This is a genomic window from Prevotella dentalis DSM 3688 (assembly GCF_000242335.1).
GTDB classification, from domain to species: Bacteria; Bacteroidota; Bacteroidia; order Bacteroidales; family Bacteroidaceae; genus Prevotella; species Prevotella seregens.
In genome coordinates, this window is the sequence record NC_019960.1 from 576,027 (window position 1) to 589,215 (window position 13,189).

General features: G+C 53.3%; 8 protein-coding genes, 2 tRNA genes and 3 rRNA genes. All 13 read left to right on the forward strand.

Annotated features, from left to right (window positions below):
* Window positions 1-168 precede the first annotated feature (168 nt).
* The 13 genes from PREDE_RS02305 to PREDE_RS02375 all read left to right on the forward strand — a co-directional run bounded on the left by PREDE_RS02305 (window position 169) and on the right by PREDE_RS02375 (window position 13,147).
* Window positions 169-873: a peptidylprolyl isomerase gene (locus tag PREDE_RS02305; RefSeq protein ID WP_005843712.1), complete on the forward strand. Its 705-nt coding sequence runs from the start codon at window positions 169-171 to the stop codon at window positions 871-873.
* 13 nt (window positions 874-886) lie between these two features.
* A complete protein-coding gene (locus tag PREDE_RS02310) occupies window positions 887-1,720 on the forward strand; it encodes a TPM domain-containing protein (protein WP_005843711.1) in 834 nt (277 codons plus the stop codon).
* 60 nt (window positions 1,721-1,780) lie between these two features.
* Window positions 1,781-2,374 carry a LemA family protein gene (locus tag PREDE_RS02315; protein WP_005843709.1) on the forward strand — a complete coding sequence of 198 codons (594 nt, stop codon included), beginning with the start codon at window positions 1,781-1,783 and terminating at the stop codon, window positions 2,372-2,374.
* Between the two features lie 480 nt (window positions 2,375-2,854).
* Window positions 2,855-4,388 (forward strand): 16S ribosomal RNA (locus PREDE_RS02325).
* Between the two features lie 258 nt (window positions 4,389-4,646).
* Window positions 4,647-4,720, forward strand: a tRNA-Ile gene (locus PREDE_RS02330).
* Window positions 4,721-4,916: 196 nt separating this feature from the next.
* A tRNA-Ala gene (locus PREDE_RS02335) sits at window positions 4,917-4,993 on the forward strand.
* Between the two features lie 178 nt (window positions 4,994-5,171).
* Window positions 5,172-8,075, forward strand: a 23S ribosomal RNA gene (locus PREDE_RS02340).
* A gap of 111 nt (window positions 8,076-8,186) precedes the next feature.
* A 5S ribosomal RNA gene (gene rrf / locus PREDE_RS02345) occupies window positions 8,187-8,299 on the forward strand.
* Together the 16S, 23S and 5S rRNA genes with 2 tRNA genes alongside form the textbook arrangement of a ribosomal RNA operon.
* Before the next feature lie 479 nt (window positions 8,300-8,778).
* Complete coding sequence (locus PREDE_RS02350) at window positions 8,779-9,216, forward strand: lytic transglycosylase domain-containing protein (protein WP_015298397.1); 438 nt, start codon at window positions 8,779-8,781, stop codon at window positions 9,214-9,216.
* A gap of 154 nt (window positions 9,217-9,370) precedes the next feature.
* On the forward strand, window positions 9,371-10,099 hold the full coding sequence (locus PREDE_RS02355; RefSeq protein ID WP_044126880.1) for a GDSL-type esterase/lipase family protein: 729 nt from the start codon (window positions 9,371-9,373) through the stop codon (window positions 10,097-10,099).
* A gap of 88 nt (window positions 10,100-10,187) precedes the next feature.
* A complete protein-coding gene (locus PREDE_RS02360) occupies window positions 10,188-11,102 on the forward strand; it encodes a glycosyltransferase family protein (RefSeq protein ID WP_005843701.1) in 915 nt (304 codons plus the stop codon).
* 267 nt (window positions 11,103-11,369) lie between these two features.
* Entirely contained in the window at window positions 11,370-12,422 is a 1,053-nt protein-coding gene (locus PREDE_RS02370; RefSeq protein ID WP_027952587.1) for a DHH family phosphoesterase, read from the forward strand.
* 80 nt (window positions 12,423-12,502) lie between these two features.
* The gene (locus PREDE_RS02375) at window positions 12,503-13,147 is read left to right on the forward strand and encodes a DUF4827 domain-containing protein (protein ID WP_005843698.1); all 645 of its coding nucleotides are present in this window, start codon (window positions 12,503-12,505) and stop codon (window positions 13,145-13,147) included.
* Window positions 13,148-13,189 lie beyond the last annotated feature (42 nt).

The following is a 13,189-nucleotide window of genomic DNA, read 5'->3' on the forward strand; positions in this document are numbered from 1 at the left end:
TCATGGGAGGTGTTCTAACATCCTGCAAATTTAATCTATTTCCGTTAAACGGCAAAGAAAAAGGCTGGAAGCGTCCTGGGTTTCTATTAAAAATTAATATTTTTCGGGAAATTTAGAACAAAATTCAAGATAATTGCTTACTTTTACGTGCGTAAAACAAAAGCTGGAATGAAAGCAAACGATATGAAAAAACGCTTGGTACTGTTCTTCTTGCTCCTGATGCAGGTGCCCGTGCTGGCACAAGTGCAGGAGGTAGCCGCGCGTCAGCGGGTGCTCTTGGAGACTTCCAAAGGCAAGATAATCGTAGAACTTTACAATGAGACGCCGCGTCACCGCGACAATTTCCTGCGTTTGGTACGCGAGGGTTATTATGACGGCGTGCTGTGGCACAGGGTGATAGCAGATTTCATGATACAGGCCGGCGACTCCACTACGAGGCACGCCAAGCCTGGTGACACGGTGGGCACCCACGACTTGGGCTACACCATTCCGGCCGAGATTGTCTATCCGCAGTTCTTTCACAAGCGTGGGGCACTGGCGGCTGCACGCGAGGGCGACCAAGGGAACCCGGAGCGGTCTTCGTCGGCTTCCCAGTTTTACATCGTCTATGGCAGCACGTTCAGCACATTAGGACTCGACCGGGTGCAGGGGCGTCTGGACGAACGCACACAGGGAAAGGTGGTGCTCACACCCGAGATACGCGAGCATTATAAGAAATATGGTGGAAGTCCGCACCTTGATGGACAGTACACCGTGTTTGGAGAGGTGACAGATGGGCTGGACGTTGTGAGAGACATCGACTATGTGGACACCGACGATTATAGTCGTCCGGTGAACGATGTGAGAATCTTGAAGGCTACGGTTCTTCAATAAAAGGTAGGCTTCCATGTTGGAAAGTTTGAAAAGGACTGGTCCGTTCTTCGTGTTGCTGGCGCTCTGCTGGGCAATGGCATGGGCACCTTTGCAGGTCGGGGCCCACGTGTGGTCGGCGGATGAGGTGCCGATGGTTCATTTGCAGGATCGCAACCGCTATGTCTGTGACCCGGAACAACGGCTGACGCAGGAAGAGCGCGACTCGTCGGATGCGTATTTGGCGAGGCTGCACAGGGAATGTGGCGTGCAGACTGTGTTTGTGGTTGTGGGCAACGTGAAAGACGGCGACTGCTTTCGGATGGCTCAAGATGTGGGCAACCGGCATGGCGTTGGTACCCGAAAGGAACGGAAGGGACTGGTCATCGTCCTGGCTGTCGACGACCGTCGGTATTTCATTGCTCCGGGCAAGGGACTGGAAGCAGACCTGACAGACGTTGAGTGTGATGATATTGGCCGTGCTTGCATTGTCTCCAACATGCGGGTCAACCGGGTGGGCGATGCTGTGCTGGAAACCTCAAAGGCAATCTATCAGAAGTTGAAGACAGGCAAGACGGGCATTCCGCAAGTCGACAATGGGGGAGAGTCTACGGAATCGGACGTGTGGTTGGGAATTTTCCTCTTTGCGATTTTCTTTGGAATGCCCGTATGGTTGTTCGTCAGAAACATTTTGGAGTCACTGGGGTTGATGACTCCCCGCAAGGTGACGAAGCGTGGTAAAAATCGAAAGGACGATGATTGGTTTCCGCCTTTTATCTTTGGCGGAGGAACAGCATCCGGAGGAGGTGTCTCGGGCGGTAGCTTCGGTGGCGGCAGCTTTGGAGGTGGCGGTGCCGGTGGAGGTTGGTAATGACCGGCCTATATATAAAAAGGTTTATATTAAAAGGTATATACATTAATTAAAAGAGAAATGAAAAAAGGAAAGACAGTGACAATCGTCGTGATTGTTTTGTTTTGTATGCTCTGTGTGGGAGCTTGTAACTCCTATAACGGAATGGTAAACGGACAGGAAGCGGCAACGACAGCTTTGGCAGATGTACAGGCCACATATCAGCGCAGAGCCGACTTGATACCCAATTTGGCCAAGACGGTTCAGGCCTATGCCAAGCATGAGAGGGAGACCTATGAGGCTGTGACCAAGGCCCGAGCAGCCGCAACCCAAATCAAACTGGATGTCGACAACCTGACTCCCGAGAAATTGAGGCAGTTTCAGGCGGCTCAAGGAGAGCTCTCCCAGGCTTTGGGTCGGCTGATGGTTGTGGCCGAAAGGTATCCGGAATTGAAAGCCAGCGAGAATTTCAAGAGTCTGCAGATTCAGCTGGAGGGGACGGAGAATCGTATTAACGAGGCCCGGCAGAAATACAACATGGCTGTTCAGGAATACAACCAGAATGTGCGCTCTTTCCCGAATGTGTTGTTTGCAGGAGTCTTTGGATTTGAGCGAATGACTAAATTTGAGGCAGATTCAGGAGCAGAAAAGGCTCCAGAGCTGAATTTTGAATAAAGACGGTTCTTTCTTCGCTTAGGAGGTATATAAGGCTTTTTGTAATTAAAGCAGAAAAATATAGCGGTTTTCGCGTTTTTCTGCTTTGATTATTTGGAGGGAATCGGATTTTGCATTAACTTTGCAATTGCTTTCGAGGATAAACAAGCAATAATAGAAATTGATTCGTGGATTCAGGAAGCTGCTGTTGAGGCAGTCGGAAGATTGTGGCTCATGGCGAATATGCAGGAAGAGTTCTTTGAAAGTATTTACATAGACAGAGTAGTAGTACAAGAAGCAAGTCCCCGTTCCTGTTTTTATTGGGTTTCGGGGAATTGGGTATGAATGAGAACCGTCCGATTCATTTTGGATGAGATTCACAGGTTTTACTTGAACTTCGATACATTTTCAGGCGTTCTGTGACAGGCAAGACGTCGTGCTTTCATTTGCCGTGGGGCATTGGCCTTGTGGTGATTGTAGGCACGTACAATGTTATATTTTACCATGGAGAGTTTGATCCTGGCTCAGGATGAACGCTGGCTACAGGCTTAACACATGCAAGTCGAGGGGCAGCATGGCGGATGCTTGCATCTGCCGATGGCGACCGGCGCACGGGTGAGTAACGCGTATCCAACCTACCTTCAAGCAGGGGACAATCCGTAGAAATGCGGTCTGATACCCTATGTATTCCAACGAGGTCCTCCGTGTTGGAAGAAAGGTTTATCCGCTTGTTGATGGGGATGCGTCCGATTAGCTTGTTGGCGGGGCAACGGCCCACCAAGGCAACGATCGGTAGGGGTTCTGAGAGGAAGGTCCCCCACACTGGAACTGAGACACGGTCCAGACTCCTACGGGAGGCAGCAGTGAGGAATATTGGTCAATGGGCGTAAGCCTGAACCAGCCAAGTAGCGTGCAGGATGACGGCCCTATGGGTTGTAAACTGCTTTTATACGGGGATAAAGTGCGCCACGTGTGGTGTTTTGCAGGTACCGTATGAATAAGGACCGGCTAATTCCGTGCCAGCAGCCGCGGTAATACGGAAGGTCCGGGCGTTATCCGGATTTATTGGGTTTAAAGGGAGCGTAGGCCGCATGTCAAGCGTGTTGTGAAATGCAGGTGCTCAACACCTGGATTGCAGCGCGAACTGTCGTGCTTGAGTGTGCGCAACGTTGGCGGAATTCGTCGTGTAGCGGTGAAATGCTTAGATATGACGAGGAACCCCGATTGCGAAGGCAGCTGACGGGAGCATAACTGACGCTGAAGCTCGAAGGTGCGGGTATCGAACAGGATTAGATACCCTGGTAGTCCGCACGGTAAACGATGGATGCCCGCCGTCCGCCCTTTTATTGGGCGTGTGGCCAAGCGAAAGCATTAAGCATCCCACCTGGGGAGTACGCCGGCAACGGTGAAACTCAAAGGAATTGACGGGGGCCCGCACAAGCGGAGGAACATGTGGTTTAATTCGATGATACGCGAGGAACCTTACCCGGGCTTGAATTGCAGAGGAACGATCCAGAGATGGTGAGGCCCTTCGGGGCTTCTGCGAAGGTGCTGCATGGTTGTCGTCAGCTCGTGCCGTGAGGTGTCGGCTCAAGTGCCATAACGAGCGCAACCCCTCTCCGCAGTTGCCATCGGGTCATGCCGGGCACTCTGTGGACACTGCCGCCGCAAGGTGTGAGGAAGGTGGGGATGACGTCAAATCAGCACGGCCCTTACGTCCGGGGCTACACACGTGTTACAATGGGGGGCACAGCAAGCCGGCCGCGTGCAAACGCGGTCCAATCCTGAAATCCCCCCTCAGTTCGGACTGGGGTCTGCAACCCGACCCCACGAAGCTGGATTCGCTAGTAATCGCGCATCAGCCATGGCGCGGTGAATACGTTCCCGGGCCTTGTACACACCGCCCGTCAAGCCATGAAAGCCGGGGGTGCCTGAAGTCCGTGACCGGAAGGATCGGCCTAGGGCAAAACTGGTGATTGGGGCTAAGTCGTAACAAGGTAGCCGTACCGGAAGGTGCGGCTGGAACACCTCCTTTCTGGAGCTGTCGCCTGTGAGGTGTACGTTGTGATGAAAAGTTCAGCCTTAAGGCATGTGTGTCCCTGTGGGGCGTGTATGCCTTGTGTTTCTGAAGGGATGACGCCGTTTGGCCTGTGTGGCCGTATGGCGGTGACGGTTCGTCCAGCCGTTCCCAATCTTCTTGCTGCTGCTGCCCTGTTTTTGACAAGCAAGGGAAGAAGGAAGCCGGGCTGCCTCCGGTCCCCGTTTTTTGACAAGGGCCGGTGGGGCGCTAGAGAGTCCTATAGCTCAGTTGGTCAGAGCGCCACACTGATAATGTGGAGGTCGGCAGTTCAAGTCTGCCTGGGACTACTTTTGCAATTCAGAATTCAGGATTCAAAATTCAAGATTGCCGTCCGGCGAGGGCGTGCGGTTGGGCGAGGACGATGTTTTTTGTATTGTACGCTCCCTGTAGTTCCCGGTTCGGAATGCCGCCGGCGCAATGCCGACATCCGTCGGTGCAGGCCTGTAATTTTGCATTTTGCATTTTGAATTATGAATTGGACAAGGGGGATTAGCTCAGCTGGCTAGAGCGCTTGCATGGCATGCAAGAGGCCATCGGTTCGAATCCGATATTCTCCACCACGTGCGCTTTGCGCCGTAAGATCTTTGACATATTGACACAAGCAAGACTGTATAAGAAGAAAAAGTGAAGACTTGCCGCGCGTGGCGCGCCTTTTTAGAGGTGCGTGTTCATGTGCGGGACGATACAGCTGAAAGTATGGGCGTCCCCCTGGCAGATAAGCTGTCATGGGGGAAAGTCGAAGAAAGTAGGAAAGGGCGCATGGCGGATGCCTTGGCTCATCCAGGCGAGGAAGGACGTGATAAGCTGCGAAAAGCTGCGGTGAGGTGCAAATGACCCCTGACCCGCGGATATCCGAATGGGACAACCCGTCAGTCTGAAGGACTGTCACCCGGTGTTTTTTCCGGGGGCTAACGGAGGGAACTGAAACATCTTAGTACCTCCAGGAAAAGAAAATAAGATAATGATTCCCCCAGTAGTGGCGAGCGACCGGGGAAGAGCCCAAACCCACGCCGTGGCAACGCGGCTTGGGGGTTGTAGGACCACGTCGTTGCACGGCAGTTGCGAGGGGAATCCGCTGGAAAGCGGTGCCGCAGGGGGTGATAGCCCCGTACCCGAAGCATTTGTCGGCATAGTGGTATCCTGAGTAGCGCGGGCCACGAGTAATCCTGCGTGAATCCGCCGGGACCATCCGGCAAGGCTAAATACTCGGATGAGACCGATAGCGAACGAGTACCGTGAGGGAAAGGTGAAAAGCACTTCCATGAGAAGAGTGAAATAGTTCCTGAAACCATGCGCCTACAAGCGGTCGGAGCTGCTTATAGCAGTGACGGCGTGCCTTTTGCATAATGAACCTACGAGTTGCCGTCACCGGCGAGGTTAAGCGTCATGAGACGCGTGAGCCGCAGTGAAAGCGAGCCTGAATAGGGCGTTTCAGTCGGTGGTGGCAGACGCGAAACCAAGTGATCTACACATGTCCAGGATGAAGTCCGGGTAACACCGGATGGAGGTCCGCACCAATAAGCGTTGAAAAGCTTCTGGATGAGGTGTGTGTAGGAGTGAAAGGCCAATCAAACTTGGAGATAGCTCGTACTCCCCGAAAGGCATTTAGGTGCCGCGTGCGGTGTTCCGCATGAGAGGTAGAGCGACCGATAGGTCGAGAGGGCTTCACCGCCTATCGAGACCTGACGAACTCCGAATGCTCATGCGCCGCAGCCGTGCAGTAAGGGGGCGGGTGCTAAGGTCCGTCCCCGAGAGGAGAAGAATCCAGACTGCCGTCTAAGGCCCCGAAGTTCCGCCTGAGTTAGTCTAACGAAGTCCTGTCCCTGTGACAGCCAGGATGTTGGCTTGGAAGCAGCCATTCATTCAAAGAGTGCGTAACAGCTCACTGGTCGAGGGTCCGGGCGTGGATAATAATCGGGTATAAGGCGGACGCCGAAGACGCAGGATAGCATTGAATAAAGTATCGGTAGGGGAGCATGCCGTATGCGCAGAATGGTGAAGATGACTGATCCTGGAGCGTACGGCAAAGCAAATGTAGGTATAAGTAACGACAAGGGGGGTGAGATCCCCCCCCGCCGCAAGTCCAAGGTTTCCCGGGCAATGCCAGTCATCCCGGGGTAAGTCGGGTCCTAAGCCTCAGCCGACAGGCGATGGCGATGGCAGAAACGGTCAACATTCCGTTACTACCACATGGGGCGACGCGGGGACGGAGCAGTGACACAGCCGCGGGGTGACGGAAATCCCCGTTGAAGGGCGTAGGCGCCGAGGAGGGCAGGCAAATCCACCCTCCGAGCCGACCCTGACAGTATGCCCCTCCTTTCGGGGAGGGGTAACAGCGCTGGTAATCATACTCCCGAGAAAATCCGCTAAGCTCAACCCTTGTGGTACCCGTACCGCAAACCGACACAGGTAGACGGGTAGAACATACTCAGGCGTTGAGAGATTCATGGTTAAGGAACTAGGCAAACTGACCCTGTAACTTCGGGATAAAGGGTCCTCCCTTTTTTGGGAGGCGCAGAGAATAGGTCCAGGCAACTGTTTAACAAAAACACAGGGCTGTGCCAACACGCAAGTGGACGTATACAGCCTGACACCTGCCCGGTGCCGGAAGGTTAAGAGGAGACGTCATCCGCAAGGTGCCGCGTTGAATTGAAGCCCCGGTAAACGGCGGCCGTAACTATAACGGTCCTAAGGTAGCGAAATTCCTTGTCGGGTAAGTTCCGACCTGCACGAATGGTGTAATGATCCGGACGCTGTCTCAACCATGAGCTCAGTGAAATTGTAGTATCGGTGAAGATGCCGATTACCCGCGATGGGACGAAAAGACCCCGTGAACCTTTACTACAGCTTAGCGCTGACCTTGGTCATCCGATGTGTAGGATAGGCCGGAGGCTTTGAGGCGTGCACGCCAGTGCATGTGGAGCCCTCCTTGAAATACGGCCCTTCGGCTGTCTGAGGTCTAACGCGCGTATGCGCGGACACCGCTTGGCGGGTAGTTTGACTGGGGTGGTCGCCTCCAAAAGCGTAACGGAGGCTTCCAAAGGTGCCCTCCGGCCGATTGGTAACCGGCCTTATGGAGTGCAATGGCATAAGGGCGCTTGACTGGGAGGCAGACATGCCGAGCAGGCAGGAAACTGGGGCATAGTGATCCGGCGGACGTGTATGGAAACTCCGTCGCTCAAAGGATAAAAGGTACTCCGGGGATAACAGGCTGATCCCCCCCAAGAGCTCATATCGACGGGGTGGTTTGGCACCTCGATGTCGGCTCGTCACATCCTGGGGCTGGAGAAGGTCCCAAGGGTTGGGCTGTTCGCCCATTAAAGTGGCACGCGAGCTGGGTTCAGAACGTCGTGAGACAGTTCGGTCTCTATCTATCGTGGGCGCAGGAGTTTTGCGTGGTGCCGTCACTAGTACGAGAGGACCGTGACGGACAGACCTCCGGTTTGCCGGTTGTGCCGCCAGGTGCACCGCCGGGTATCCGCGTCTGGTCGGGATAAGCGCTGAAAGCATCTAAGTGCGAAGCCCTCCGCAAGATGAGAACTCCGTAGAGGGTCGTTGCAGACGACGACGTAGATAGGGCGCAGGTGTAAAGACGGCGACGTCAAAGCCGAGCGCTACTAATTGCCCGAGCGCTTTCTTCGGGCCCCATTTTTTCAGCCGTGGCGTTCCCTGTCCCGCTTTGATGCGGTGTCCGGGCGCATGTCTTTGTTTTTCTTTTTCAGTCCTGCCTTGTGCCGATGGTCATTCGTTATTTTTGGTGGCTGTTGCGGCGGTGTCCCACCTCTTCCCATTCCGAACAGAGAAGTTAAGCCCGTCTGCGCCGATGGTACTGCAATGCAATGCGGGAGAGTAGGGAGCTGCCTGCTTTTTGGTTCCCCGTCCACAGGAAGTGTGGGCGGGGAACTTTTTTGTTGGGGGAGGGAGGTGATAATAGGAGGTGATAATAGGAGGTGATAGGCAATTATAGGCTATGATAGGAGATGATAGGTAATTATAGGAGGTGATAGGAATTTATAGGCGGAGGATAGGGACTTATAGGGGGTGTGATAGGAGACCTTATAGGGAGAGGGAATAAAAGAATATTTACAGGGTGAAAGAGGCATGAGATTGGTGTCTAATTATTTAGATTATTTATTAGTTGTTTTAAAATAGGATAATGGATTTGGTGGTCTCACGTATTTTCCGTATCTTTGCACCCGATAAGAATAAGGATAGCAGTTGCTTGTTGTTGTGGTGATGCTATTCGCTAAGGTATCTAACGGAGCTAAGACTATTGCGTAACTCTTTCTCATAGGCATAGTTGTGAATGGCAGGTTTGTCGTTCAGGTTCCATAAAAAGTATGTTATGGAGAAATTTTTGAAGAATGTTTTATTGCTGATAATGCTTTTTGTCATGAGTCCGGCCTGTGCAGAAAGTAATTCGAATACGGCGGACAATGGCTCGGAATTTGACTGGAGTTCGGTCATGGAAGCCATTATTCAGGTAGAGAGTGAGGGAGACCCCAAAGCCAAGAGTGGCAATTCGGTGGGTGTTATGCAGATTACTCCAGTGCTTGTGACAGAATGTAACAACATTTTAAGGAGCAGAAAGAGTAAGAGACGATATAAACTTTCCGATCGATTCAGTATTGCAAAGTCGAAAGAAATGTTTCTGCTCATCCAATCGAAGTATAATCCGATGAACAGCGTGGAGCGAGCCATCCGTTCATGGAATGGTGGAGTTCACTTCAGCGTGCAGCGCACGCAGCGCTATTTCGAGAAAGTATTGTCTGCAATGAAATAAGGAAAATCAGATGCGAAAATAAGGGACCATTCTCGGCAGAAGCCGAGGATGGTCTTTTCTTTTGAGAGTCAGGACATAATAATATTTAAAAACGGAGGAATTGTTGCCTTATTTTTATATCTTTGTCCGTATGAAGAAAAGAATGTCTGTTCCTATGAAAAGGATGTTGTTAATTTGCTTTTCGCTGTGTGTCGGCATGGCCGGTTATGGCCAGCAGAACCATTATGCCGTGAAGATGGGAGAGTTTTCAAAGATGCGGGCCATAGACAGCACGGATGTTGTGATGTTGGGAGCGGGACTCACAGAGTACGCGGGTGACTGGAATGTGCTACTGCACTGGAAGCGTGTGCGCAATCGTGGCATTGCGGGCGATGATACCTCGGGTCTGTTCCGCAGGTTGCAGCAGATTCTTGCCGGCCGTCCCAAGGCCATATTCCTGATGGTAGGCAGGGATGATATTTTGAATCATCGGAGTGTTGAAGAGACTTATCAGTCCTGTATAAAAATCATTACGTACATTCGCCGGGAGTCGCTCGGTACGCGTCTCTTTGTAGAAAGCAACCTTCCGGTTCATGAAACATTCAGCATGGACAAGTCTGCGCCGACAAACCTCCAAGATAAAACCAACGCGCAGCAGGGTCAATCCAATCCCCTTCAGGGCAAATCCAAAACGATTGCCGCCCTCAACGTGAAGCTGCGTCACTTTTGCGAGCAGCATGCCATCAGCTATGTGAACCTCTTTAAGAGTTTTGTGCGTCACGGCACCAACGAGTTGCGTCGAGAGCTGACCTTGGACGGCATTCAGCTCTCCGCTCTCGGCTACAAGGTGTGGGTCTTTGAGCTGAAGCGTTATCTCGTGGAACTCGAGGGGCTTAAATCATAGTTTTTCCCACCATGGCGTAGGCTTATTAAAAATATTTGCTATCTTTGCACGCAGAACAAATTCATTCTATTCATTAAATACAGCACACATGAAACCTACATTGTTACTTCTTGCTGCCGGCATGGGCAGTCGTTACGGTGGTTTAAAGCAGTTGGACGGCTTGGGCCCCAACGGCGAGACCATCATGGATTACTCCATCTATGACGCCATTCAGGCGGGCTTCGGCAAGATTGTGTTCGTGATTCGCAAGGATTTCGAGGAGCAGTTCCGCCAGCAGGTGCTTGCCAAGTACGAGGGGCACATCCCTGCAGAAGTCTGCTTCCAGGCTCTGGACAAGATTCCCGAGGGCCACAACGTGCCCGAAGGCCGCACCAAACCCTGGGGCACCAACCATGCTGTGATGATGGCCAAGAACCTAATCAAGGAGCCTTTCTGCGTTATCAACTGCGACGATTTCTACAATCGTGACTGCTTCAAGGTGATGGGCAAGTTCCTCTCCGAGCTTCCCGAGGGCAGCAAGAACACGTATGCCATGGTGGGTTTCCGCGTAGGCAACACCCTTTCCGACAACGGAACCGTGTCGCGCGGGGTATGCTCCAAGAACGAGGCCGGCCATCTGACCACCTGTGTGGAGCGTACAGAGATTGAGCGCAAGGCCGACGGTGTGGTGGCCTACAAGGACGAGAAAGGCGAATGGGTGCAGATTCCCGACACCTGTCCGGTGAGCATGAACGTGTGGGGCTTCACTCCCGACTACTTCGAGCACAGCGATCGCTTCTTCGAGGAGTTCCTGTCGTCTCCCGAGACCAAGGCCAACCCCAAGGCTGAATACTTGATTCCTTGGGTGGTAAACAATTTGGTCAACAACGGAACAGCCACTTGCGAGGTGCTCGATACCACGAGTAAGTGGTTCGGCGTGACCTATTCGGCCGACCGTCCCAGCGTGGTGGCTAAGATACAAGCGCTCATTGACGAGGGCGTTTATCCGTCCAAGCTGTTCTAATCAGAGCTACGTGGGCGGCACTGCCGCCAACCATTGATGCAAGGGCTGCATCCGTTGCGCTTACCCAAATGGGAGCGAAGCGGATGCAGCCCTTTCTGCTGTACAGGCATTTAGCCCCAGTTTTATGGATGGACGTGGGCACCATACGGGCTTTCATGTGCTCCGTATCCTTTCCTGCACTTGCCGAACTATCCACCATGGCCACCGCGAAAAAGCCCGAATGGCCGGCCCACGGTCTGCAATCTTTTTCGTAACTTTGCAGCCATGATGGATTTGAACTTGCTGACGGCCGAAGAGGCCCACGAGCTCGACGCGCTCATTCGCGCGTCAGAACATATTGTTATTACCGGCCATTCCCGTCCCGATGGCGACGCCCTTGGTGCCTGCCTCGGATGGTATGCCTATCTTTGCGAACATTATGGCAAAGAACCCTTTCTCGCCGTCCCCAATGCCTACCCTGATTTTCTGATGTGGCTGCCTATGAGCGAGCGTATCGTCAGATACGACAAACACCCCGACGAGGTGCAGCGGGCGTTCGACGAGGCCCAGCTCGTGTTCTGTATTGACTATAACGGGCTCAACCGCGTGGAGGCTATGGAGCAGGCTCTGACCGACTGCAAGGCCCCGCGCGTGATGCTCGACCACCATCTCGACCCCACCATCCCCACCCGCCTCACTGTCTCCCACCCCGAACTCAGCTCGGCCTCCGAGGTGGTGTTCCGTGTGATGTGGCAGCTTGGCGGCTTCGATACCCTCTCGCGCAAGTTTGCCATCCCCGTCTATTGTGGCATGATGACCGATACGGGCGGCTTCACTTTCAACTCCACCCGTCCCGAAATCTACTTCATCATCTGTCAACTGCTCACCAAGGGCATCGACAAAGACAAGATTTACCGCAACGTGTACAACAATTACAGCCAGTGGGCCATCCGTCTGCGCGGCTACCTCATGTCGCAGAAACTCAATGTATTCGACGACATCCATGCCTCCTACTACACGATTACGCGACAGAACATGCGCGACTTCCACTACGTGCGCGGCGATGCCGAGGCCCTGGTCAACGAACCCCTGCGCATCCGCGGCATGAAAGTCTCGGTCTCCCTGCGCGAGGACGACCGCGTGGACAACAAGATATGGGTGAGCCTGCGCTCGGTCGACGACTTCTCGGTAGAGGACATGGCGCGCCGCTTCTTCAATGGCGGCGGCCACTTCAACGCCAGTGGCGGCTATCTCGACTGCTCCATGGACGAGGCCGAAAAAATCACGCGCGAGGCTTTTCGCTACTATGCCGATGCGCTGGGTGGCCGCTCGGGGGCTTAATGATATTTATTTTAGTTTTTTGTTTTTTTACGCATTAACTCCTTAGTTTTTTGCTATCTTTGCAGCCAAAACGTGTTCACATGAAGAAACTAACTACCCTCTCTCTGCTCCTGCTGGCCCTCATGGCTTTTATGGGATGCAGGAACGAGGAGACCTATGCCGACCAGAAGAAACGCGCCAACGCCGCCATCAGCAAATACATAGCCGACTCTGCTGTCACCGTTATTTCCGAGGCCGAGTTCCTGCGCGACACCACAACCGACGTGAAAAAGAACGAGTGGGTGCTTTTCGAGTCGTCGGGCGTGTATATGCAGATTGTCCGTCGGGGCTGCGGCGAGCGGCTCAAGAACGGTGAGACGGCCACTGTGCTCTGCAGATACACCGAGCGCAACATGCTCGGCGACTCCATCGAGGCCTCCAATATGCTGACAAGTAGCTTTGCCTCGCTGGTTGACAAGATGTCGGTTACCGACAACTCTGGCACATTCTCCGGCATATTCATTTCCGGTGAGAGCTCGCTCATGCTGGCCCATCGGCTGTCGTCCACGTCCGTTCCCCAGGGCTGGCTGGTTCCTCTGACGTTTATCAACGTGGGCCGTGTGGCCAAGCCCGACGACGAGATAGCCCGGGTACGCATCATCGTGCCCCACGACGTGGGCCACTCCACGGCCACCTACAACGTCATTCCCTATCTCTACGACATCACCTACGAGCGCGGACGATAAGTGTTGCGGCCTTTTTGCCGCGGGTATCGTTCGCCTTGCTCT

What these genes read in the sequence shown, in the direction of transcription:
- PREDE_RS02305 (WP_005843712.1), top strand. Translation starts at nt 169, where the DNA reads ATGAAAGCAAACGATATGAAAAAACGCTTGGTACTGTTCTTCTTGCTC.
- PREDE_RS02310 (WP_005843711.1), top strand. Translation starts at nt 887, where the DNA reads ATGTTGGAAAGTTTGAAAAGGACTGGTCCGTTCTTCGTGTTGCTGGCG.
- PREDE_RS02315 (WP_005843709.1), top strand. Translation starts at nt 1,781, where the DNA reads ATGAAAAAAGGAAAGACAGTGACAATCGTCGTGATTGTTTTGTTTTGT.
- PREDE_RS02350 (WP_015298397.1), top strand. Translation starts at nt 8,779, where the DNA reads ATGGAGAAATTTTTGAAGAATGTTTTATTGCTGATAATGCTTTTTGTC.
- PREDE_RS02355 (WP_044126880.1), top strand. Translation starts at nt 9,371, where the DNA reads ATGAAAAGGATGTTGTTAATTTGCTTTTCGCTGTGTGTCGGCATGGCC.
- PREDE_RS02360 (WP_005843701.1), top strand. Translation starts at nt 10,188, where the DNA reads ATGAAACCTACATTGTTACTTCTTGCTGCCGGCATGGGCAGTCGTTAC.
- PREDE_RS02370 (WP_027952587.1), top strand. Translation starts at nt 11,370, where the DNA reads ATGGATTTGAACTTGCTGACGGCCGAAGAGGCCCACGAGCTCGACGCG.
- PREDE_RS02375 (WP_005843698.1), top strand. Translation starts at nt 12,503, where the DNA reads ATGAAGAAACTAACTACCCTCTCTCTGCTCCTGCTGGCCCTCATGGCT.